Below are 21,362 nucleotides of genomic sequence, written 5' to 3'. Positions count from 1 at the left end.
AGGTAGCCTTTATTATTCAAAATGAATTTACCACCAGCCCAGTTCGGTACCCGCCGCCGCAATTAGCGCGATGCCCATCAACACCATCGTTGTTTTCCTCATGGTTATGCTCCCGGCGCGGCGTAACCGCCAATAAAAAACCATGCCAAAAATAATATTGCCGTAATGAAAATGACGACAGGGAAGAGGATACCCACTCTCATGCTATTACCTTCACTGTTCAGGGGGTGCCAGAATAGCAGGGTTTTCTCAGCGACAAAAGGTCGGTTGCTTTGTGACAGGGCGTGGTTATTACTGACTTAACCCGGGATAAACACCCACTAAAGCGCTGACAGAAAGTATGGAAATAGCGTACCCGCCAGGTTATCCTGGACAAAATATCGCTTTAAGGAGTCGTTATGAAATTTACGTGGATTGCGTTGCCAGGCGTATTGCTGCTGAGCGCTTGTTCATCGTCGCAACCCAACGCCCCCAGGCCGCCGCGCATTGGGATGCCTAATCCGGCAGCCGTCTACTGTGAGCAACAGGGCGGTACGCTGATGCCGGTGCAGACCCCACAAGGCGTGCGTTCCGATTGCAAATTGCCCAATGGCGAAATCATTGATGAGTGGACATTATGGCGCAGAGAGCACCCTGATACGAAAAAGTGACAACCTGCGGTCCGACGGGATATGATTAAGAACAATCTGATAATGAGTTTCATGCGGCGCAAGAAAATATGTTTCAGTTAAAGCCGGGCGCGTTGGCAATAGTTATTGGCGCTAAAACACCCGCCGGACGGCGGAATATTGGTAAGTCGGTTGAGCTATTTTGCCTGTGCCAACCTGGGGATGAATTCATTAACCCGGTAAATGGACACGTCACCTTACTGCCGAAAGAAGCGCCTCGGGCGCTGTGGCTGGTTACGGGCGATGTAGCCTCCGTCGATGGTCAGCACGGTTTTGCCTGGGTGCGGGCAGAACATTTGATGCCGTTGTCCCCGGACAGACAACCAGGCCAGGCGGCGGCACGACAATCACAGCTCTCGTAGCCACTCCGCCAGTACAATGGCATGGTTCTGGCGAGTATCTTTAGCGGCGTATAGCAACGTTAGCGGTTGGTGTCGGGCAATATCCGCCAGCCGTTTGCCTTCTTGATGCTGTTGCGCAAGTTCTGCCCGGTATTGCTGCGCGAAGTGGTTAAAATCAATCACTTCGCTATGAAAGGCTTTGCGCAATTCGGTTGAGGGCGTAATGGCCTTATTCCATTCATCATAGACCAGCGCGGATTTTTTAATGCCTCGCGGCCATAGCCTGTCAACCAATACCCGATAACCATCGTCTTTTTCCGCCGGGAAATAGACGCGCTTACACTGGATTCGCATTTTTCCCTCCTGTGATGGTGTCGCTTACGGTACTTTTGTCGGATAGCGGTAATGATTTTAATGGATCAGGCCTGATAAACGAAGCGTCATCAGGCATTCAAGTGGGTATCAGGTTTATTTATGACGCTATCTCTCGATCGCGTCCGGCGTAGAGGCCGAAAATCGCCATGATGATAGCCAGAACCGTCACGCCTGATAGCGGCAGATACCAGCTACCACTGGCATCATGAAGTTTTCCCATGACGGGCGGCCCACATGCCGCCAGTAAATACCCGACCGACTGCGCCATGCCGGAAAGCGCCGCCGCCTGATGCGCCGAACTGGCGCGCAGGCCGATAAACGTCAGGCCGAGGATCATCGTCGCGCCTGAACCGAAGCCGAACAGTAGCGTCCAGATGATCGCCTGGCCCGGCACAAACCAAAGCCCCGTCGCGCCCACCGCGCACAATAGTGAGACCAGCGCGGCAATCCAGCGTTGATCGTTAAAGCGAGGCAAAATAAGCGGAATGGCTAACCCAGGCGCCGCGGTCGCCAGTTGTAGCAGGCCATGTAGCGATCCTGCCTGTGCTTCGCTGTAACCGTGGCTGATGAGTATTGTCGGTAACCAGCCGATAATCACATAATAAATCAGTGAGTTAAGTCCCAGAAACAACGTAACTTGCCAGGCTAAAGGCGAACGCCAGATACCGCGTTCATGTAATGCCCGGGAGCTACTCAGGTTAGCTGAGCGGGTAGTGCGCCACTGCGGCAACCAGATAAGAAACGCCAACAGCGGAAACAGCATTAGCATTAACAGCGCGCCGCGCCAGCCAAAACCGTGCAACGCCAGCGGAACCACCAGCGCAGACCCCAACGCGGCGGCGGCGCCCATCGTCAATGAGTACGCGCCCGTCAGCCTGGCGACATGTTGTGAAAAATCGCGCTTAATCAATCCTGGTAGCAGCACATTACCCAGCGCTATCCCGCACCCAATAATGGCAGTTCCGGCAAACAACAATGCAGCGGAGGGTAGGGAGCGGAGGGCAATACCCGCGCAAATCAGCAGCATTGCGGCAAACAGACTGCGTTCCATCCCAAACCGGCGGGCAATACCGGCCGCCAGCGGCGAAACCAGTGCAAACGCCAGAAGCGGCAAGGTTGTTAGCAGGCCCGTCTGGGCGGTGGAAAGACCGTAATCCGAACGGATTGTCTCCAGCAACGGCGCAGCGCCGGTAAATGTTACGCGCAGCGTAGTGGCTATCATCAAAATACCGGCAATCAGTAAAGCGCCCTGTTTGCCGCGTGGTGAAAGGGCTGTCGTCATCGTTTTCTCATCTCGTCAGGCGAGGCGATACCTTAACAGTTTTTACTGTTTGGATGAATCAAGCTAAAATGACAATTTATCGCTAAAATCGGACAATATAATGATTGGCCTGAGACTGGACGGTTACGATCCCGACCTTCACCACGATGCCGCTGTGGCCTTTTGTATTCGCGCCAGGGATGATGAACTGTTTAGCCCTCGCCATCAGCATCGCAAGGGACAGTTGATTCTCGCTCTGCACGGCGCGATCACCTGTGAGGTGGAAAATGCGATGTGGATGGTTCCGCCCCAGTATGCCGTCTGGCTCCCCGGCTCGCTGCCGCACAGTAATCATGTGACCGCAGGGGCGGAACTGTGCTTTTTATTTATTGAACCTGCGGCGGTCGTCATGCCGGAGCGTTGCTGCACGCTGAAAATTTCGCCGTTATGCCGGGAGTTGATTTTGTCGCTGGCGCGCAGAACCGATTCCGAAAGAGCGCAAATGCCGACGCAGCGCCTTATTCAGGTGTTGTTTGATGAACTGCCGCAGCAGCCGCAGGAACAATTGCAATTACCGGTATCGGGGCATCCGAAAATTCGCCAAATGGTTGAGACAATGGCGCAGGAGCCCGCGCGATGGAATACGTTAGGGCAGTGGGCCAGCGTATTCGCGATGAGCGAGCGTAACCTTGCCCGGCTGGTCGTCAAAGAGACGGGGCTAAGCTTTCGTCGCTGGCGTCATCAGTTGCAATTAATTCTGGCGCTACAAGCGCTAATCGCGGGACGTAATGTACAGCAGACGGCGCAAATGCTGGGTTATGATTCCACCACGGCATTCATTACGATGTTTAAAAAAGGCCTGGGGCAGACCCCAGGCCAGTATCTGACGGGCGAGTTACTGCTTCCCCACAATTAAAGAGACCAGCCCCGCCGCAATCAGTGGGCCGACCGGCACGCCGCGAAACAGCGCGACGCCAAGTACCGTACCGACCAGCAGCCCGGCGACGAGCTGCGGTTGGTTTCCCATCAGCGTAATGCCGCGACCGCCCAGCCAGGAGACGAAAACGCCGACGGCAATCGCGACCAGCGATTTCCAGTTCACAAAAGAGTGGATCAATGTGGAGGGCGGTAGGGTTCCGCTGGCGATGGGGGCCATCACGCCGATGGTCAGAATGATAATCCCGACGGTGAGTCCCTGTTTTTCAATCCAGGGAAAAAAGGTATTCAACGGGGTTACGCGGACAATAATCAGCACCAGAATTGAGACGGCGACAGTGGTGTTGTGGCTGATAAATCCCAGAGCTGCCAGTCCGAGCAGGATCAGCAGAGTGACATCAAACATTATGGTTTCCTTGCCAAAAAGTAAGCCTGACTACTTTACGCCCAAACGGGAAAGCGCACAGGCCTTTTTAACGATTGATGCGGATTTCAGGCAACTGCCTGAAAGACAATCTTTACATGAAAAACGGCGTTGTCATTAAATTGCCATCAACGCCGCGTATTGCTAACAGGTGAACCGTCATTGTTGTCTTCCTGAGGATACAATTATGTACGATCCACCATTTCTTGAAGCGCTGATGATAACGGCGTCGTTTTTCGCCATTATTATCATTATCGTTGTGTCTGTATTGCTCCTTGAAGGGGATAGACTCTAAGCCGTTGGCGATGACTGTAAGCGGCGGAAGACTGCCAGTTCTGGTCGGGCGATGCGCAGATAGTCCTGTGTATTCATAATGACTGATTTTTCCAGCAGGCCGGCATTAAAAGCAATTTCATCGAAACGCTCAAACAGGAGCGGATCGGCGACCAGTTTCAGATTGGGGTGAAAACTGAAAGGCGGGATCGCGCCAAAAACGCAGCCGGTCAGCATATCGACTTCCGCCGGGCTGGCAAGGGAAGCGCGTAAGCCGCCCAGATGTGAAGCAAGCTGAGAGAGGTCGGCTTGCTGATCGGCCGCCAGAATAGCAAGAACGTGCTGGTTGACGCCGTTGCCTTTGACTTTACAGACCAGCGCTTTTGCGCCCTGGCCCAGCGCAGTACCGCGTATTTCAGATACCGCTTCGCATTTCCCTACCGCTTCATGGCTAACCACACGATAGCGCGCGTTCTCCTGCGTTAATAAAGCCACTAAACGTTGGTGTGTAGCGACACCCTTCGCGACTTCAATCATTTCGGCCATTTCTTACTCCTGGTGCAATATGAACATTTACTGCGAAGCACTATGATGAACGATGTTGTTTTTGTTGTTTGTTCAGATAGAGCTGCGCATCGGAAGCCTGGTAGGCATCATTAATCGTATCATTGGGCTGCATATTATAAATCCCGGCGGAAAAATGGACTGTCTTATCCGGTGCGATAATTTGCAGGTTACGAATAATACGCTCCGGCAGATGGATAGCCAAATCCGCCGCGTAATCAACAAGAATAATACAGAACTCATCGCCGCCGAGGCGGATGGCGTAATCGCTTTTACGAATCGATGTTTTAATCGCTTTCGCCAACAGGGTAATAATTCGGTCGCCTTCCTGGTGCCCCTGGGTATCGTTGATCAGTTTTAACCTATCGCAATCAATAGCGACAAATGTCACCGGCGTCCCGGTATTGACCAGGCGTTGCAGTCGCTGTTCCAGCACTGGTGTTAATATTTTACGGTTGTAAAGCCCGGTCATGGCATCGCTAATATTTTCGCGTGTGACGTTGCGATAAAGCCGAAAGTGCATCCGTACCATATTAAGCAGGAGCGCCGTTGCCAGTAAGTAAAAGGCCAGCGCTTTCCAGGACGAGACAAGGAAATAGGTTAAATCAAGGGACAACGAAACGCGCAGCCCACCAGGGATATCATGGCTATAATTCACATATTGAAACAGATTATTTTTGCTTTGATTAATAATAATTTCTTTTCCGGAGTCCATATCCTTTAGTGTTACGTTAAGATAACGCCAAACCAGCGGACGGTCCTGGGTATAAAAAATATTTTTTAAATTATCCTGGTTAACATCTACCATCACGATACCTTTTAACGTTCCCGCCAGATAGACTGGCGTTAAAAAGCTCATGACGTTTTCCTGGGTAATATCATCCATGTAAATACTTGAAATAACTGTACGACCGGTAAAAAGTTTATCTATATCTTTTCTGTTAATACCCATTGTGCCTTTTTGTAAAAAAGTCCAACGATGCATGGCGAAGCGCCGTGAGTTGATTAAATCATAGAAATAGACATAATGTTTATTTAAATCAACGTAATAACGGAATTTAAGCTCCAGTGTGCCCAGCCCGTGACTGTGGTCGTCCTGCGAACGGTTGATGCTTACCGCCTGATCAAATGCAGGCAGTAAAAGGGCGTCATCAAGATTATCGGTACACTGTGTAGCGGCGGTTTGCAGGGTACCATGTAGCGCCGGGTAATTATGCCGGGTCAGGTTGACGCCGTGCGTACCGTTAATAGCCTCAAAGGCGTCGCAAAACGCGCGGCGTTTTTCTGCGGTGACGGGGTCTCCCGGCGCTTCAAAAGTTCGCATCAAATGTGCGGCGATGCTCTGATTCTGGTACTTATCGTACAAAAACGACGAATCGGCTCTCTCCATGATATAACGCATATAGGCATTCATTGCCCTGTCGCTGGCAATAAGTTCGTAAATCAGGAAGGACGATGTCAAAACGATGACGCTTGCCGAGATAAAGTGCCTGAGCGCTTTATGATGCAAATTCATGATGAACTACAGCCCTGAAAGTCGGATGCGTTAGTTTACCATAGCGATGAGAATTCCTCTAATAGACTGTTTAAAAATAAAACGTGTTGATGTTATGGAATAAAAATCATTCTCGGTTTAATAAACCAATTAATACGCTGTGTTTATATTTTCGTGTGTGACTATTGTGATAAAAACTAAATTTTTAACCAACAATACTGATCTATTTGTGACAAAAAGAAAATAACCTTTATTATGATGATGAAAGGAGTGTGAAGTGGTAAGGATAATAATGTACTTCCGTTCGGAGGCACTATGAAACGATTTAACGAGATGGCTGTGATTTTATTTTTTGCATTACTGGCAGCAGGTTTTACGTCGTCGGCGATGGCGGATGATCCTTTTTCACATGTTCTTGATCATGTTTTTGATAAAGTCCCTGCCTGTCACATTCTTCCTCCTGGAGTGGGGCAACCAGAACATCTTGGATATCAGCCTTGGCCTTGGTGTTGGTGATATTAACATGATGGAATTCTATTAATGGGTTAAATTACCCGATATGCCGGAATACCTTCATTCAGACTATTCGCGGGTAATTGCTTCAGTCATAAAAACCGAACACCAGGTTTATTAAAATCCGCCCGACATATGAACGGGCGGGTTTATTTATACGTTTTGATTGGCGCTCTGTTTCTGAAACAATTCGCGGAATACCGGATAAATATCCTCCTGATCGCGAATATGCTGCATGGCGAAGTTATCGAACGTCGCCTGCAGATGTTCATACTCGCGCCATAAGGTCTGGTGGGCGCGGCGGGTAATCTCGATATAGCTGTAATAGCGCACTACCGGCAGCAGCTTTTTCGCCAGAATCTCATGACACAGCGGTGAATCGTCGGCCCAGTTATCACCGTCTGACGCTTGCGCCGCATAGATGTTCCATTGACCGGGGTCGTAGCGCTCTTTAACTACTTCATCCATGAGTTTAAGCGCGCTGGAGACAATCGTCCCGCCGGTCTCTTGCGAATAAAAGAACTCATGTTCGTCCACTTCCTTCGCCTGGGTATGGTGGCGGATATAAACCACCTCTACGTTCTTATACGTTCGGCTCAAAAACAGATAGAGCAGAATGTAAAAACGCTTGGCCATATCTTTGGTTGCCTGGTCCATCGAACCCGAGACGTCCATCAGACAGAACATTACCGCCTGGCTGGAGGGTTCAGGCCGTTTTTCATAATTTTTATAGCGTAAATCAAAGGTGTCGATAAACGGCACCCGCTCGATTTTAGCCCGCAGTTCGGCAATCTCCCGACGTAACCGCTCCTCTTCAAGCAGTTGCGCTGGTTCGCTATGGCTGATGGTCTCCAGTTCCGTTTCCAGCGCGTGCAGTTCGCGGCGTTTTCCTGCCGTCATTGCTGTACGTCGCGCCAGAGAGTTTTGTAGCGAACGTACCACGCTGATATTGGCCGGCACGCCGTTTGAGGTGAAACCGGCGCGGTGAGTTTTATACTCGTTAAGCTGGCGATGCTGGTTTTTTTTCAGATTAGGCAGCGCTAAATCTTCAAAGAGCAGATCCAGATACTCATCTTTTGAAATCTGAAAAACAAACTCATCCTGGCCTTCGCCGTCCTGGCTGGCCTGACCTTGACCGCTGCCGGAACCGCCGCCGCCACCGCCTTGCGGACGCTCAATGCGATCATTCTGGATAAAGTGATCGTTACCCGGATGGACGCGATGGCGCAGACCGCCGCGCCCCTGATGAAACATCGGTTCGCTAATATCATCGGTTGGAATAGAGACGGACTCTCCGCTGTCGACATCGGTCACAGAGCGTTTATTAATCGCTTCGGAAATCGACTGCTTAATTTGTGCTTTATAACGACGCAAAAAGCGCTGGCGATTCACCGTGCTTTTATTTTTGCCGTTAAGACGTCGGTCTATGAACCAGGTCATATGCCCCCCGTACTGCCAACTGAGCGCCTGTTCTGTCAGTGCCGGATAGCGCTAACGCTTAGCCAGTCTACAGAACATTACTTTGTAGGCCCGGTAAGCGCAAGCGCCACCGGGCATTAACATCACGACGATTTACGCACGCGCAGGTACCACTCGCACAACAAACGAACCTGCTTACGGGTATACCCTTTCTCCATCATCCGATCGACAAAGTCGTCATGCTTTTTCTGCTCGTCAGTCGACGTTTTGGCGTTAAAAGAAATGACCGGCAACAGCTCTTCAGTATTAGAGAACATTTTTTTCTCAATCACCGTGCGCAGCTTCTCGTAACTGGTCCAGTTTGGATTACGGCCGCTATTGTTGGCTCTGGCGCGCAGGACAAAGTTTACTATCTCATTACGGAAATCTTTCGGGTTACTGATACCCGCTGGTTTTTCAATTTTTTCCAGTTCGGCGTTCAGCGACTCGCGATCGAACAGTTGACCGGTATCCGGGTCGCGATACTCCTGATCCTGAATCCAGAAATCCGCATAAGTCACGTAACGATCAAAAATGTTCTGCCCGTACTCAGAGTAAGATTCGAGATAGGCCGTCTGGATCTCCTTGCCGATAAATTCGGCGTATTTCGGGATCAGATAGCCTTTCAGGAACTCCAGATAACGTTCAGCCTGCTCCTGCGGGAACTGCTCACGCTCGATTTGTTGTTCCAGAACGTAGAACAGATGTACCGGGTTTGCCGCCACTTCCGCATGGTCGAAGTTGAATACGCGGGAGAGGATCTTAAAGGCGAATCGGGTGGAGAGACCGTTCATCCCTTCGTCCACGCCCGCATAGTCGCGATACTCCTGGTACGATTTGGCTTTGGGGTCGGTATCTTTCAGGCTTTCACCGTCATAAACGCGCATTTTCGAGTAAATACTGGAATTTTCCGGCTCTTTCAGGCGAGAAAGAATTGAGAAACGCGAAAGCGTTTCCAACGTGCCCGGCGCGCAGGGCGCATGAGCCAGCTCGCTATGATTAAGTAGTTTCTCGTAGATTTTGATCTCTTCGGAGATTCGCAGGCAATAAGGCACCTTCACAATATAGACACGGTCAAGGAACGCTTCGTTATTTTTATTGTTACGGAAAGTCACCCATTCAGATTCGTTTGAGTGGGCAAGTATGATGCCATTAAAGGGCAGGGCGGAAATACCTTCCGTACCATTGTAGTTACCTTCCTGAGTTGCGGTCAGCAAGGGGTGCAGCACCTTAATAGGCGCTTTAAACATCTCGACGAACTCCATGATCCCCTGGTTAGCGCGGCACAGCGCGCCAGAGTAACCATACGCATCCGGATCGTTCTGGGCGTGGTGTTCGAGTTTACGAATATCCACCTTGCCGACCAGCGCCGAAATATCCTGGTTGTTTTCATCGCCGGGTTCCGTTTTGGCGATGGCAATCTGCTCCAGAATGGAGGGCCAGACTTTCACCACGCGGAATTTAGTAATATCGCCGCCAAACTCATGCAGGCGTTTGGCCGCCCACGGGGACATAATCGTACCGAGATAGCGGCGCGGAATACCGTACTCTTTTTCCAGAATCTGCGCATCTTCCTGCGGATTAAACAGGCATAACGGATGATCGTTGACCGGGCTACGCTCGCCGTTGGCGCTTAAAACATAAATTGGCACGCGCTGCATTAGCGATTTCAGCCGTTCGGCGAGCGATGATTTGCCACCCCCCACAGGTCCCAGCAAATAGAGAATTTGCTTCTTCTCTTCCAGCCCTTGCGCCGCATGTTTCAGATAAGAGACAATCTGTTCAATCGCGTCTTCCATGCCGTAAAACTCTTCAAACGCAGGATAGCGAGCAATAACCCGGTTGGAGAAGAGTCGGGAAAGTCGGGGTTCCTGGGCAGTGTCGACCATATTAGGCTCGCCGATAGCCATTAATAGCCGCTCTGCCGCGTTGGCATAAGCACTGCGATCTTGCCGACAAATGGTAAGAAAATCCTGCAGTGTGAACTCTTCGTCCTTGGCAGCTTCGTAACGCTGGCGATAGTGATCGAATATATTCATGATATGCCATCCTTTCGTTTTTTCGCACATGTTAAGAGCCGTTCATATGAATAGTAGAGGCTCCCGGAAGAGGTAGACTGAACGCCGTCTCTGCTAAGGAAAAAAAAGCAACTCTCATGCCATTTTATTGGCCAGAAGATCAACGTGTCCGGTGATACACCTTCTTAACATTAAGCGTAGATGGCATTTGCAAAACTTGCCTGTACGCGTCAGTGGATTTCGATGACATATCAATAACTCATCAGGTAGAAAAGGCTGGTGGATATCAGAAAAAGCGTTCCCGGTCACATAACGATCATCAACCGATCATCTGAAAATAATCGGTGATGGTGATATTAAACGGTTACATTGTGTAAAATAGTTGGGCTTACAGGTATTGGCGGTTACACTTTTGCCGCAGAACATTTAAATAAGGAATTATGGATTGTGACCAAACTTAAACTTCTGGCTCTTGGCGTGTTTATTGCAACATCCGCCAGCGTCGCGCACGCTGAAAGCAACCTGACGTTGGGCGCAGGCGTTGGTGTGGTTGAACACCCTTATAAAGATTACGATAGCGATGTTTATCCGATACCGGTCATCGCTTATGAAAGCGAAAACTTCTGGTTCCGTGGTCTGGGCGGCGGCTACTACTTGTGGAATGACAATGCCGATAAGTTGTCAATCATGGCATACTGGTCCCCGATGTACTTCAAACCGGGCGACAGCGATGACCATCAGTTGCGTCGTCTGGACAGGCGTAAAAGTACTATGATGGCGGGCGTTTCTTACGCGCATCACACCCAGTATGGATTCCTGCGTACCTCACTGGCAGGGGATACGTTGGATAACAGTAACGGTATTGTCTGGGATCTGGCCTGGCTTTATCGGTATACCAATGGCGGGCTGACCTTAACGCCAGGTATCGGGGTTGAATGGAATAGCGAGAACCAGAACGATTACTATTACGGCGTATCACGTAAAGAATCTTCGCGTAGCGGCCTGCGCGGCTATAACCCGAACGATAGCTGGAACCCGTATCTTGAACTGAGCGCTAACTATAATTTCGCCGGTAACTGGAGCGTATATGGTACTGCGCGCTACACCCGTCTGTCGGATGAAATTACCGATAGCCCGATGGTGGATAAATCCTGGACCGGTATCCTTTCTACTGGCGTGACCTATAGATTCTGATTGATTGAATTTGCCAGAAAAACCATGACAAAGCCTGCGTTATGCAGGCTTTGTGCTGTCTGAAACGCGAACATGGCGGCTTGCATAAATGCGCTGTTGACCGGGTATGGCGCAGCCTTATGTGATTTATACTTTGTTACATCAATTTAAAAAACTAGCCTTTTATATGAAAAATCCAGGTGATTACAACTGCGCTAACAATTAGCGTAATAATTGTTGCAATGCTGGCTGATATCGCCCTGTCACGTCCCGCTTATGCTATACCCATTCTTCACAGCGAGTAAGACGAATGAGCATAGTATTCAATACCGTAGCCAAGCCCAGCGGCAGTCTGTGTAACTTATCGTGCAAGTACTGTTTCTATCTTGATAAACCCCGGGGCCAGCGCGTCATGTCTGACGATGTGCTGGAGACGTATATCCGCCGGGTAATTGATGATACGCCATCCTCAGAGGTCTCGTTTTGTTGGCAGGGGGGAGAGCCGACGCTATGCGGTCTTTCTTTTTACCAAAAAGTGGTGCGCTTGCAGCAACGCTATGCCAACGGCAAAACTATTTACAACAGTCTGCAAACCAATGGCGTATTAATCAATGAAGAATGGGCGGCTTTCTTTGCGCAGCACCAGTTCCTGATTGGTATATCGATTGATGGGCCGCAAGTCGTTCATGATAATTACCGGAAAACGCCGTCAGGGCGGGCGTCTTTTTCCCGTGTCGTTAATGCTATCCGCCTTCTGCAGGCAAATGATGTCGAGTTCAACACGCTCACTGTCGTGAATGATGTGTCATGCCGTCATGGCAACGCTATTTATCATTTTTTGACGCAGGAATTGGAAAGTAAACACCTGCAATTTATTCCCATTGTTGAGCCGCTCGCGCAAAAAACGCAGCGTTCTTTGACGTTATCTGACAATGAGGATTCGCCTTCGCTGATGCCCTTTTCCGTCACGCCTGAAGGGTGGGGCGCCTTTATGTGCGATGTTTTTGATCAATGGATACGTCACGATGTCGGACGCATATTCGTACAGCTTTTTGACAACTTACTTGGCGTCTGGATGGGGGAGCCCGCCACGCTTTGTACGATGCAGTCGACCTGCGGGCAAAGTTTGCTGGTGGAGCAGAATGGCGACGTGTTTAGCTGTGACCATTTTGTTTTTCCCGCCTATAAACTGGGCAATCTGCAGCAACACTCTTTAGAAGAAATGGCGGCTTCTTCTTTTCAGCAGCAGTTTGGCGCGGCTAAAGCAAACCTTTCCTCACGCTGCCAGAACTGTACGTGGCGCTTTGCCTGTCACGGCGGTTGTCCGAAACATCGAATTTGCATGGACGGCGGCGAACGGCAAAATTATCTCTGTAAAGGATATCTGGAGTTCTTTCAACATGTGACGCCCTATATGAATGTGATGCGTCAATTATTACTGAATCAGCGACCCGCCGCGCATATTACCCGCATCGTCGACATGATTGCGGATGACGTTCGTCAGTGACAAGAAAATCGCCCCCTTGCGCGGTATGATGCCGGACATTACCGTAGGGTCTAAGAGTCCTGTATTGTTTTACCGTCGAGTGACATTGAAAAGGAAATGAAATCAGTGAAAAACGTAACGTTTTGCGGGCAGGTGACGCTTCCTGCCATCGGACAGGGAACATGGTATATGGGCGAGCGCGCGGATCAACGTCAGCGCGAGGTTTCGGCGCTGCGCGCGGGGCTGGATTTGGGGTTACGCCTTATTGATACGGCGGAAATGTATGCCGACGGCGGGGCGGAAAAGGTCGTGGGCGAGGCGTTAGCAGGGCGACGCGATGAGGCATTTCTGGTGTCAAAAGTGTACCCGTGGAACGCTGGCGGCCAGAAGATAGTTGCCGCCTGTGAAGAAAGCCTGCGTCGTCTGAAAACAGATTATCTCGATCTCTATCTATTGCACTGGGCCGGAAGCTTTTCATTCGAAGAGACCGTTGAAGGTATGGAGCGGCTAATCGCGCAGGGAAAAATTCGCCGTTGGGGAGTCTCTAATCTTGATTATGACGATATGCAGGCGCTGTGGCGCATCCCCGGGGGACAGCAATGCGCGACAAATCAGGTGCTCTATCATCTGGCGTCACGCGGTATTGAGTATGATTTATTGCCGTGGTGTCAACAACAGCGAATGCCAGTGATGGCCTATAGCCCGCTGGCGCAGGCTGGCCGGTTACGTAGCGGTTTACTGAATCATCCGGTGGTGAATGAAATTGCGCAAGCGCATAACGCTACGGCGGCGCAAATCTTACTGACGTGGGTGATTGCGCATCCGGGCGTGATGGCGATCCCGAAAGCCGGAAGTACAGAACACGTGAAGCAAAATGCGGCGGCGCTTGAGATTACCTTGTCAGCAAACGAACTTGCCTTACTGGACAACGCCTGGCCTGCGCCAAAAGGGAAAACCGCGTTGGATATGGTGTGACGCCGGATAAAATGTGTAAGTGCCGCCATCCGGCAGGTCATGCCTGATGGCGGCTGACGCCTTCCAGAGCCTATAGCAACGCCGTTATCCATTCACTTTTAGCGTTTTGCGACGCAGATAGTCTGCGCCAGACGAGAGGGTTTTTCTTCTGTGGCTTGTTGCGGCGCAGTAGCATAAGCCGTTTCAACGCAGACAAACGTTTTATAGCCGTCATCCGGCATGTCGCCCATGCTGACGGACAACGCCGGGCCAGGGTTCCAGCCTACGACGTTAAGATGATGGTGGTGGACCACATCAATCGTGCGGTTTAATGTCGCATCGTGGATCACGCTACATGCTTCAGGATTGAGGTAAACGCGATCGGTACGGTCCGGAAAGGTTTGTATACCGTCGGCCAGGACATCTTCTTTAGCGTCGTTAACTTTATCAATAAACCGATCGCCGAGTCCGCTGACCTTAACGTTGGCGATGTCGCCAACGTTAAAATAGCTGTGGAGCGCGGATGTGGTTGCAAACTCGCCATGCGCTTCCAGTTCAATTTCACAGGTTTTGCCCACTTTAAAACGTGCCAGCAGCGTGAAATCGTGCGGCCAGTATTTCCGGGTGGCCTCACTGCTTTGCAGCTCAAATGTCAGCATTACGCCATTATTATCTTCATTATGCGCTTTTAGCGCCCACGGTAGATTACGCGCAAAGCCGTGTGACGGCAGACCCTGTTGAGCCGCAGGTCCAAACCAGGGCCAGCAGATCGGTACGCCGCCGCGTAGCGCCACGCCGGTTTTGAAAGGCGTATTATTACTGAGCCACAATACCTCTTCCTCGCCAACGGGTTTCCAGGAGAGAAGGTGCGCGCCCTGTAATGCAAAAGAGGCTTTAACCTGCGGATGGTCAACGACGATCAGATCCAGGTCATCAAGCTGACGACGGGAAAGGACAGGGGTAAGCTGTTCGATAACCGGGAGGGCAAAAATTTTATTAATCATTACGCAATCCTCTTAACCCTAAATAATTCGAGTTGCATGACAAGGCGCTTGTGCCTTGACCAGTGCTTGCGCTGGCCCGTAGAGGCGGGGCCGCAGGCCGAGTAACGCGGCAAGTGAACGACAAATTCATCGGGAACGAATTTGAACAACCGTAGGTAACCTACGGCCAGGGACATCCCTGATTCATCCCGATAAGTTCGACTTCCGTCAGTGATTCGGGTGAGAAAGCATAGCCAACACACCTGCAACTTGAAGTATGACGGGTATATCTTTAAGCAAAAAAAAGAGCGACCTAAGTCGCTCTTACCAATGACTGTGTCATCTCAACTTATTTGGAGATGTGAGCAATCAGGTCCAGTACTTTGTTGGAGTAACCGGTTTCGTTATCGTACCAGGAGACCAGTTTCACGAAGTTGTCGTTCAGCGCGATGCCTGCTTTAGCATCGAACACGGAAGTGCATACTTCGCCGTTGAAATCGGTAGATACAACGTCGTCTTCGGTGTAACCCAGAACGCCTTTCATTTCGCCTTCGGCAGCAGCTTTAACAGCAGCTTTGATCTGCTCGTAGGTAGCCGCTTTTTCCAGACGAACGGTCAGGTCAACAACGGATACGTTCGGAGTCGGAACGCGGAACGCCATACCGGTCAGTTTGCCATTCAGTTCCGGCAGTACTTTACCTACTGCTTTAGCAGCGCCAGTAGAGGACGGGATGATGTTCTGAGATGCGCCGCGGCCGCCGCGCCAGTCTTTGTGAGACGGGCCGTCAACGGTTTTCTGGGTTGCGGTAGTCGCGTGAACAGTAGTCATCAGACCTTCGATGATACCGAAGTTGTCGTTGATAACTTTAGCCAGCGGCGCCAGGCAGTTGGTGGTGCAGGAAGCGTTGGAAACGATGTCCTGGCCTTCGTATTTGTCAAAGTTAGCGCCTTTAACAAACATTGGGGTGTTGTCTTTAGACGGACCCGTCAGAACCACTTTTTTCGCGCCAGCGGTGATGTGTTTACGCGCGGTTTCGTCAGTCAGGAAGATACCGGTAGCTTCAGCCACTACGTCAACACCAACTTCGTCCCATTTCAGGTTAGCCGGATCGCGTTCAGCGGTAACACGGATTTTTTTACCGTTAACGATCAGATGACCGTCTTTCACTTCAACAGTACCGTCGAAACGGCCGTGAGTGGAGTCATATTTCAGCATGTATGCCATGTACTCTGCGTCTAACAGGTCGTTGATTGCAACGATCTCGATGTCAGAACGTTTCTGAGCAGCACGGAAAACAATGCGACCGATACGGCCAAAACCGTTGATACCTACTTTGATAGTCATATATTCCACCAGCTATTTGTTAGTGAATAAAAGGTTGCCTGTAAAATTACAAAAACCTTACGCAGCGTCAAGCGGAATCGTGTCAATCATTGCGACAAATCAATCCTCTGCACAACCTTTGCGCGGCTGATTCGCCTCACTCTTCCTTTCGGCTTGAAACCACATGGGGGCGCCGCCCCGAATTTTAAAGGGCAACCGAGATAATAATGTGACATCAGTCACGATTCGTGAGCCGCCATTTCGCAATGATCAAGTTTAGAACAAAAGTTGGTACTGAGGTGTTAATGTTTTGTTAGAATCGGTCAGGCAATGTGAGCACGTTTAAAGTGAGATGTGAGCAAATGGCTAACCAACCTTCAGCAGAAGAACTCAAGAAAAAATTGTCCGAAATGCAATTCTACGTGACGCAGGATCGTGGCACAGAACCGCCATTTACCGGACGCCTGCTACATAATAAACGCGATGGGGTTTATCACTGCCTGGTCTGTGATACGCCGCTTTTTCACTCCCACACCAAATACGATTCAGGCTGCGGCTGGCCTAGCTTTTACCAGCCTGTCAGCGAAGAGGCGATTCGTTACATAGACGATTTTTCTCATGGCATGCAGCGTGTCGAAATTCGTTGCGGAAACTGTGATGCGCATCTCGGACACGTTTTCCCGGACGGGCCGCAGCCAACCGGTGAGCGCTATTGCGTTAATTCGGCCTCGCTGGCCTTTTCTGACGAGAAAAACGGCGATCAACTGAAAGGTTGAAAAAACGATTCAGCAAATTATTCCACAGGAGCGGACACATCATGAATCTTGATGAGATCATTAACAGCATGACGCCGGAAGTGTATCAACGTTTATCCACCGCCGTTGAGCTGGGTAAATGGCCGGATGGCGTGGCGTTGACGCCGGAACAGAAAGAAAACAGCCTACAGCTGGTGATGCTATGGCAGGCGCGGCACAATACCGAAGCGCAACATATGACGATCGATACTCACGGTCAGATGGTGATGAAAAGCAAGCAGCAGCTCAAAGCGGATTTCGGTATTACGTCAAAGCCGATTGCGACATTGAAAATGCAGTAACGGCAGCCGGATAAGAGGTAGCCGCCATCCGGCGGTTTCATTGCCGATGCGTTGTGCTTACCGGGCCTGCACATTGCTGTCAGGCACAGGCCCGCCATATTTTTACCCATTACGCTTAATGTCCAGCGAGTCCGCCAACTGTGTCGCTAACTGATTATTGTCATCGGTGCCTTATTCCCAGAACATTGCGCCAGCCAGCCCGCGCTTTTTAATCTGTTTTGTTAGAAGCGCTCTCCAGCCTGCGTTGAGCTTTGCCTGGTAGCGACGCTGACGTGACGTATCCGGCCCAAAGATCTATGCAATGGTCTCACCGTTGCGTGATGTATTGACCGGATACGATACCTGCTCCGCTACCTGGCGACAGCCTGGCCCTGCGTCTCTTCCCAGTCTGCCAGCGTATACAGCGTCGCGCCTGCCGCCGCCATCTCCATAAACGCGTGTGCGCTATCCTGCGGGTGAATATTCACGCCGCGACAGCCATCGGTGATAACGTTAACGGCATAGCCCAACTCTAGCGCATCCAGCACCGTAAATTTTACGCAGTAATCGGTCGCCAACCCCATCACGATAAGCTCGGTAACGTCATGCTCGCGAAGCCAGGTATCAAGGGTAGTTTTCTGCCGATGTTCGTTGTCAAAAAACGCGCTGTAGCTATCAATCAGCGGGTTTTCACCCTTATAGATGCAGGCGTCAATCGCATGTTGGTTAAGCAGGGGATGTAACGCCGCGCCGTCGGTATGTTGAACGCAGTGATCCGGCCAGAGCGTTTGCGGCAGCCCGTCCAGCTTTCCCTGACTATAGGGTTCCGCCTGATGCTGGCTGGCGAAGCTGCCATGCTGCGCGGGATGCCAGTCCTGGCTGGCCAGCACCGGAATCTGCCGGGGCTGGCACCAGTCAATAAGAGCGTTGGCGATGTCGATGGTGCTGTCGCCTTCCGCTACAGCCAGCGCGCCGCCGGCGCAAAAGTCATTTTGCAAGTCGACCAGTAATAAGGCCCGGTTTGTCATTATCTTCTCCTTGTCGTCGGGATTTTTTAATCATCCGGCGTCAATTCACCACGCAAGTTTTGCGCCATCGCGCTACGAATCGCCTGAGTGTCCAGACCCTGGCTTAACAAATAATGCAGTTTGGTTAAGGTGGCTTCGACGGTCATATCGGCACCGCCAATCACGCCAGCGTGCGCCAGTGCATTACCGGTAGCGTACCCGCCCATATTGACTCGCCCTGACATGCATTGCGTCAGGTTAACCACCACGATGCCGCGCGAACTGGCCTCTTTCAGCTCCTGTAAAAACGCTTTATTTTGCGGCGCGTTGCCTACGCCATAAGAGCGCAGAATCAGCGCTTTTACCGGCTGACGCAGAAAGTTACGTACTACCTCGGCGGAAATCCCCGGATAAATCGTCACTACGCCTATCGGCTGCGGCGTAATAGGGTGAACGATTAATTCACCAGAACCGTAGGGCGCGGGAGGCGTATTTAAACGGCGAATGTGAATTCCTGCTTCCAGCAAGGGCGGCAGATTAGGAGAGGCAAAAGCGTCAAAACCATCCGCATGGGCTTTGGTCGTGCGATTGCCGCGGAACAGACGATTATTAAAAAACAGCGTTACTTCATTAACAGGATAGTTGGCGGCGACATAAAGCGCATTCAGCAAATTAATTTGCCCGTCGGAGCGCAGCTCAGCCAGCGGAATTTGTGACCCTGTCACAATAACTGGTTTACCCAGATTTTCCAGCATGAAAGAGAGCGCCGATGCGGTAAACGCCATCGTGTCGGTGCCGTGCAGAATAACAAAACCGTCATACTCATCGTAGTGCGCTTTGATATCTGCAGCGATATGCTGCCAGTCTTCCGGCGTCATATCTGATGAATCCATCAGCGGGGCATATTCATGGATGGTAAAATCCGGCATCTCCGGGCGGTGGAATTCCGGCATCAGCGCCAGCTGGCGCTGAAGGTGCCCGGACACCGGGATATACCCTTTATCTGAGCGCTGCATACCGATAGTACCGCCGGTATAGGCAACGTAAATTGATTTCTTTTGCATGATAATGTTCAGTCGTGTCGCGAAGGACGTATTAATGATTATCGGATGGCGGCTATGAGCAGACGCCGCCATCCGGTATGGCTATTGATGAAGCATTAGCGAACGTTCGCGCAAGTCAAACAGAACGCATAACGGTTTTGCGGATCGTTAAATGCCGCCAGTTTATCCCCCTCGGCCTTCACCGTGTTGGCGGCGGAAACGAGCGGCGCCGGGAGCATCGCCTGAATGGCCTCCGGCAGCATGGCGCGTACTGATCCGGTCATACTGTCCATGACCATATCAAGGACCGTCGGTTCGTCCTGATAGTAATCAAGATGCCACTGTTTCAGTTTCGCCAGCTCCGCCGCTTTGGCGACGGCGTCGTCAAAGTCGCCGAGACTGTCCACCAGACCATTGGCTTTCGCGTCTTCTCCGGTCCAGACATGGCCTTGTGCGATTTTATCAATCTGCTCCGGCGTACGCTTACGCGCGTCTGCCACCAGCGTGATAAAGCGTTTGTAGCCGTACTCAATACTGAGTTGCATCATCTGCTGCACTTCCGGTGACAGCGCTTTGGTCATCGAAATATCCGCCAGCGGCGAGGTGGAAACGCCGTCGCTGTGTACACCAATCGACGACAGGCTGTTTTCTACCGTATTGATGACGCCGAAGATGCCAATTGAACCCGTCAGCGTGCTGGGGTTGGCCACGATATAGTTTGCCGGCGTAGAGATCCAGTAACCGCCGGAGGCCGCCATGCCGCCCATTGAGACCACCACCGGTTTGCCGGCCGCTTTTGCCGCCGCCAGTTCGGCGCGGATAACTTCGGAGGCGTTGACGCTCCCGCCTGGGCTATTGACGCGCAGCACAATCGCTTTCACTTTAGGATCAAGGCGTGCGTCGCGGATCTGCGATGCCGTAGTGTCGCCGCCGACATTCCCTGGTGTTTCTTCGCCATCCATAATCGCGCCATTGGCGAAAATAACCGCAATAGTACCGCCGGTATCCGCAGGCGTTTTCAGCGAATAATCGTAATAGCTGATCGCGCGATAGTTATTTTCAGTTTTGCTCCAGCCAAACTGCTTCGTCAGCGCTTTTTCAACATCTGCGCTGGAGGCGAGGGCGTCCACCAGTTTATGGTCGAGCGCATATTTGGCGGTGTCACCGCCCACGCTGGTTAACCCGTCGATAATAGCCTGGGCGCCGGGGAAGAGTTGTTGCGGCGAAATCTGGCGATTGGCGGAAACGGTATGCAGGTAGTTCTGCCACAGTTCGCCTATCCAGCGGTTGTCGGCCTCGCGGGCGGCGGGCGACATATCGTCGCGGATAAACGGCTCGACGGCGGATTTATAGGTGCCGACCCGGAAAACGTGGGTAGAGACTTTCAGCTTATCCAGCAGCGTTTTGTAGTACAGGCCATTCGTAGCGAAGCCGTGAAGATCTACCTGACCCTGTGGGGAAAGCCAAATTTTATTGGCGAAACTGGCGAGGTAATACTGACCCTGGCTGTAGTTTTCACCCACGGCGAAAACCGGTTTGCCGCTATCGCGGAATTCGCGCAGCGCTTTACCGATATAGCGCATTGACGGCTGATCGGCGCCGGTGAAGTTTTTCAGATCCAGAACGATACCAGTGATGTTACGGTCATCTTTCGCCTGACGAATAGCGTTGACGATGTCAAACAGGGAGTTTTCCTGCAGACGGTCGGAGCTGGCGCCAAATAACTGGCGACCCAGCGCGCCCAGACGGTGATTGGTGGAGGGTTTATCCACAATGACGCCGGAAATATCCAGCAGCAGAGCGCCGCGCGCGGTTTGCTCACTGTTGCTGCCGTTACCGATCTGCATCCAGATCCCAACGCCCACCAGAACCAAAAAAATAAAGAACAGGTTGAGTACCATTTCACGGACGAGGTTCAACACTCGCCACGTCCATTTAAAAAATCCGGCAATAAATCGCCACAGGGTTCGCATGTATTCTCCCTATCTGAG

General features: G+C 51.3%; 23 protein-coding genes. 10 read left to right on the top strand and 13 right to left on the bottom strand.

Annotated features, from left to right (window positions below; translation table 11 throughout):
- Nucleotides 1–104: 104 nt before the first annotated feature.
- A complete protein-coding gene (locus NA389_RS10555) occupies nt 105–203 on the bottom strand; it encodes a YoaK family small membrane protein (RefSeq protein WP_001589065.1) in 99 nt (32 codons plus the stop codon).
- A 195-nt stretch (nt 204–398) separates the two neighbouring features.
- Between NA389_RS10555 and NA389_RS10550 the strand changes: the two genes are divergently transcribed.
- Together NA389_RS10550 and NA389_RS10545 are read left to right on the top strand one after the other, a co-directional pair.
- Complete coding sequence (locus NA389_RS10550; protein WP_000673492.1) at nt 399–650, top strand: putative hemolysin; 252 nt, start codon at nt 399–401, stop codon at nt 648–650.
- Between the two features lie 68 nt (nt 651–718).
- Entirely contained in the window at nt 719–1,030 is a 312-nt protein-coding gene (locus NA389_RS10545; protein WP_000487132.1) for a hypothetical protein, read from the top strand.
- On the opposite strand, the gene NA389_RS10540 is transcribed toward NA389_RS10545, so the two are convergent.
- Both NA389_RS10540 and NA389_RS10535 read right to left on the bottom strand, forming a co-directional pair.
- Complete coding sequence (locus NA389_RS10540; RefSeq protein WP_001222533.1) at nt 1,016–1,363, bottom strand: DUF488 domain-containing protein; 348 nt, start codon at nt 1,361–1,363, stop codon at nt 1,016–1,018. The genes NA389_RS10545 and NA389_RS10540 overlap by 15 nt on opposite strands.
- A gap of 118 nt (nt 1,364–1,481) precedes the next feature.
- The gene (locus NA389_RS10535) at nt 1,482–2,666 is read right to left on the bottom strand and encodes a CynX/NimT family MFS transporter (protein WP_000205347.1); all 1,185 of its coding nucleotides are present in this window, start codon (nt 2,664–2,666) and stop codon (nt 1,482–1,484) included.
- 100 nt (nt 2,667–2,766) lie between these two features.
- Between NA389_RS10535 and NA389_RS10530 the strand changes: the two genes are divergently transcribed.
- Entirely contained in the window at nt 2,767–3,561 is a 795-nt protein-coding gene (locus tag NA389_RS10530; protein ID WP_000579798.1) for an AraC family transcriptional regulator, read from the top strand.
- On the opposite strand, the gene NA389_RS10525 is transcribed toward NA389_RS10530, so the two are convergent.
- Nucleotides 3,541–3,987, bottom strand: a complete 447-nt coding sequence (locus NA389_RS10525; protein ID WP_000460698.1) for a DUF441 domain-containing protein — start codon at nt 3,985–3,987, stop codon at nt 3,541–3,543. The two genes, NA389_RS10530 and NA389_RS10525, sit on opposite strands and share 21 nt — an antisense overlap.
- Nucleotides 3,988–4,192: 205 nt before the next feature.
- Between NA389_RS10525 and yoaI the strand changes: the two genes are divergently transcribed.
- On the top strand, nt 4,193–4,300 hold the full coding sequence (gene yoaI, locus NA389_RS10520; RefSeq protein WP_000272242.1) for a small membrane protein YoaI: 108 nt from the start codon (nt 4,193–4,195) through the stop codon (nt 4,298–4,300).
- Here yoaI and NA389_RS10515 read toward each other — a convergent pair.
- Together NA389_RS10515 and dgcJ are read right to left on the bottom strand one after the other, a co-directional pair.
- A complete protein-coding gene (locus tag NA389_RS10515) occupies nt 4,297–4,815 on the bottom strand; it encodes a YbaK/prolyl-tRNA synthetase associated domain-containing protein (RefSeq protein ID WP_162264639.1) in 519 nt (172 codons plus the stop codon). The genes yoaI and NA389_RS10515 overlap by 4 nt on opposite strands.
- 49 nt (nt 4,816–4,864) lie before the next feature.
- A complete protein-coding gene (dgcJ, locus tag NA389_RS10510; protein WP_001048658.1) occupies nt 4,865–6,358 on the bottom strand; it encodes a diguanylate cyclase DgcJ in 1,494 nt (497 codons plus the stop codon).
- 294 nt (nt 6,359–6,652) lie between these two features.
- Here dgcJ and NA389_RS10505 point away from each other — a divergent pair, with 294 nt between their 5' ends.
- A complete protein-coding gene (locus NA389_RS10505; RefSeq protein WP_100206854.1) occupies nt 6,653–6,853 on the top strand; it encodes a hypothetical protein in 201 nt (66 codons plus the stop codon).
- 150 nt (nt 6,854–7,003) lie between these two features.
- Here the strand turns inward: NA389_RS10505 and NA389_RS10500 are convergent, their stop codons facing one another.
- Nucleotides 7,004–8,290, bottom strand: coding sequence for a YeaH/YhbH family protein (locus NA389_RS10500; protein WP_000219713.1), 1,287 nt, complete (start codon nt 8,288–8,290; stop codon nt 7,004–7,006).
- A 122-nt stretch (nt 8,291–8,412) separates the two neighbouring features.
- The gene (gene yeaG, locus NA389_RS10495; RefSeq protein WP_001518010.1) at nt 8,413–10,347 is read right to left on the bottom strand and encodes a protein kinase YeaG; all 1,935 of its coding nucleotides are present in this window, start codon (nt 10,345–10,347) and stop codon (nt 8,413–8,415) included.
- Nucleotides 10,348–10,773: 426 nt separating this feature from the next.
- Between yeaG and NA389_RS10490 the strand changes: the two genes are divergently transcribed.
- The 3 genes from NA389_RS10490 (at nt 10,774) to NA389_RS10480 (ending at nt 13,960) form a co-directional block, all read left to right on the top strand.
- Entirely contained in the window at nt 10,774–11,520 is a 747-nt protein-coding gene (locus NA389_RS10490) for a MipA/OmpV family protein (RefSeq protein WP_000163762.1), read from the top strand.
- 289 nt (nt 11,521–11,809) lie between these two features.
- Nucleotides 11,810–13,006: an anaerobic sulfatase maturase gene (locus NA389_RS10485; protein ID WP_000029250.1), complete on the top strand. Its 1,197-nt coding sequence runs from the start codon at nt 11,810–11,812 to the stop codon at nt 13,004–13,006.
- Between the two features lie 96 nt (nt 13,007–13,102).
- Nucleotides 13,103–13,960 (top strand): aldo/keto reductase, encoded by an 858-nt coding sequence (locus tag NA389_RS10480; RefSeq protein WP_000843752.1) that lies wholly within the window; start codon nt 13,103–13,105, stop codon nt 13,958–13,960.
- Nucleotides 13,961–14,058: 98 nt separating this feature from the next.
- Here the strand turns inward: NA389_RS10480 and NA389_RS10475 are convergent, their stop codons facing one another.
- Together NA389_RS10475 and gapA are read right to left on the bottom strand one after the other, a co-directional pair.
- On the bottom strand, nt 14,059–14,943 hold the full coding sequence (locus tag NA389_RS10475; RefSeq protein ID WP_000608667.1) for a D-hexose-6-phosphate mutarotase: 885 nt from the start codon (nt 14,941–14,943) through the stop codon (nt 14,059–14,061).
- A gap of 328 nt (nt 14,944–15,271) precedes the next feature.
- Nucleotides 15,272–16,267: a glyceraldehyde-3-phosphate dehydrogenase gene (gene gapA / locus NA389_RS10470; protein ID WP_000153505.1), complete on the bottom strand. Its 996-nt coding sequence runs from the start codon at nt 16,265–16,267 to the stop codon at nt 15,272–15,274.
- Between the two features lie 341 nt (nt 16,268–16,608).
- Between gapA and msrB the strand changes: the two genes are divergently transcribed.
- Both msrB and NA389_RS10460 read left to right on the top strand, forming a co-directional pair.
- Nucleotides 16,609–17,022: a peptide-methionine (R)-S-oxide reductase MsrB gene (msrB, locus tag NA389_RS10465; RefSeq protein ID WP_001519539.1), complete on the top strand. Its 414-nt coding sequence runs from the start codon at nt 16,609–16,611 to the stop codon at nt 17,020–17,022.
- Nucleotides 17,023–17,063: 41 nt separating this feature from the next.
- The gene (locus tag NA389_RS10460; protein ID WP_001046864.1) at nt 17,064–17,342 is read left to right on the top strand and encodes a YeaC family protein; all 279 of its coding nucleotides are present in this window, start codon (nt 17,064–17,066) and stop codon (nt 17,340–17,342) included.
- Between the two features lie 350 nt (nt 17,343–17,692).
- On the opposite strand, the gene pncA is transcribed toward NA389_RS10460, so the two are convergent.
- From pncA to sppA, 3 genes are all read right to left on the bottom strand, one after another.
- Nucleotides 17,693–18,349 carry a bifunctional nicotinamidase/pyrazinamidase gene (pncA, locus tag NA389_RS10455; protein WP_000184707.1) on the bottom strand — a complete coding sequence of 219 codons (657 nt, stop codon included), beginning with the start codon at nt 18,347–18,349 and terminating at the stop codon, nt 17,693–17,695.
- Nucleotides 18,350–18,375: 26 nt separating this feature from the next.
- Nucleotides 18,376–19,392, bottom strand: coding sequence for an asparaginase (gene ansA, locus NA389_RS10450; protein WP_001170136.1), 1,017 nt, complete (start codon nt 19,390–19,392; stop codon nt 18,376–18,378).
- A 95-nt stretch (nt 19,393–19,487) separates the two neighbouring features.
- Nucleotides 19,488–21,344: a signal peptide peptidase SppA gene (sppA, locus tag NA389_RS10445; protein WP_001259882.1), complete on the bottom strand. Its 1,857-nt coding sequence runs from the start codon at nt 21,342–21,344 to the stop codon at nt 19,488–19,490.
- Nucleotides 21,345–21,362 lie beyond the last annotated feature (18 nt).

This window comes from Salmonella sp. NW645, assembly GCF_051703725.1.
Classification (GTDB): Bacteria; Pseudomonadota; Gammaproteobacteria; order Enterobacterales; family Enterobacteriaceae; genus Salmonella; species Salmonella enterica.
The sequence above is the reverse complement of the archived record's forward strand: the minus strand, read 5'-3'. Positions and strand labels throughout refer to the sequence as shown.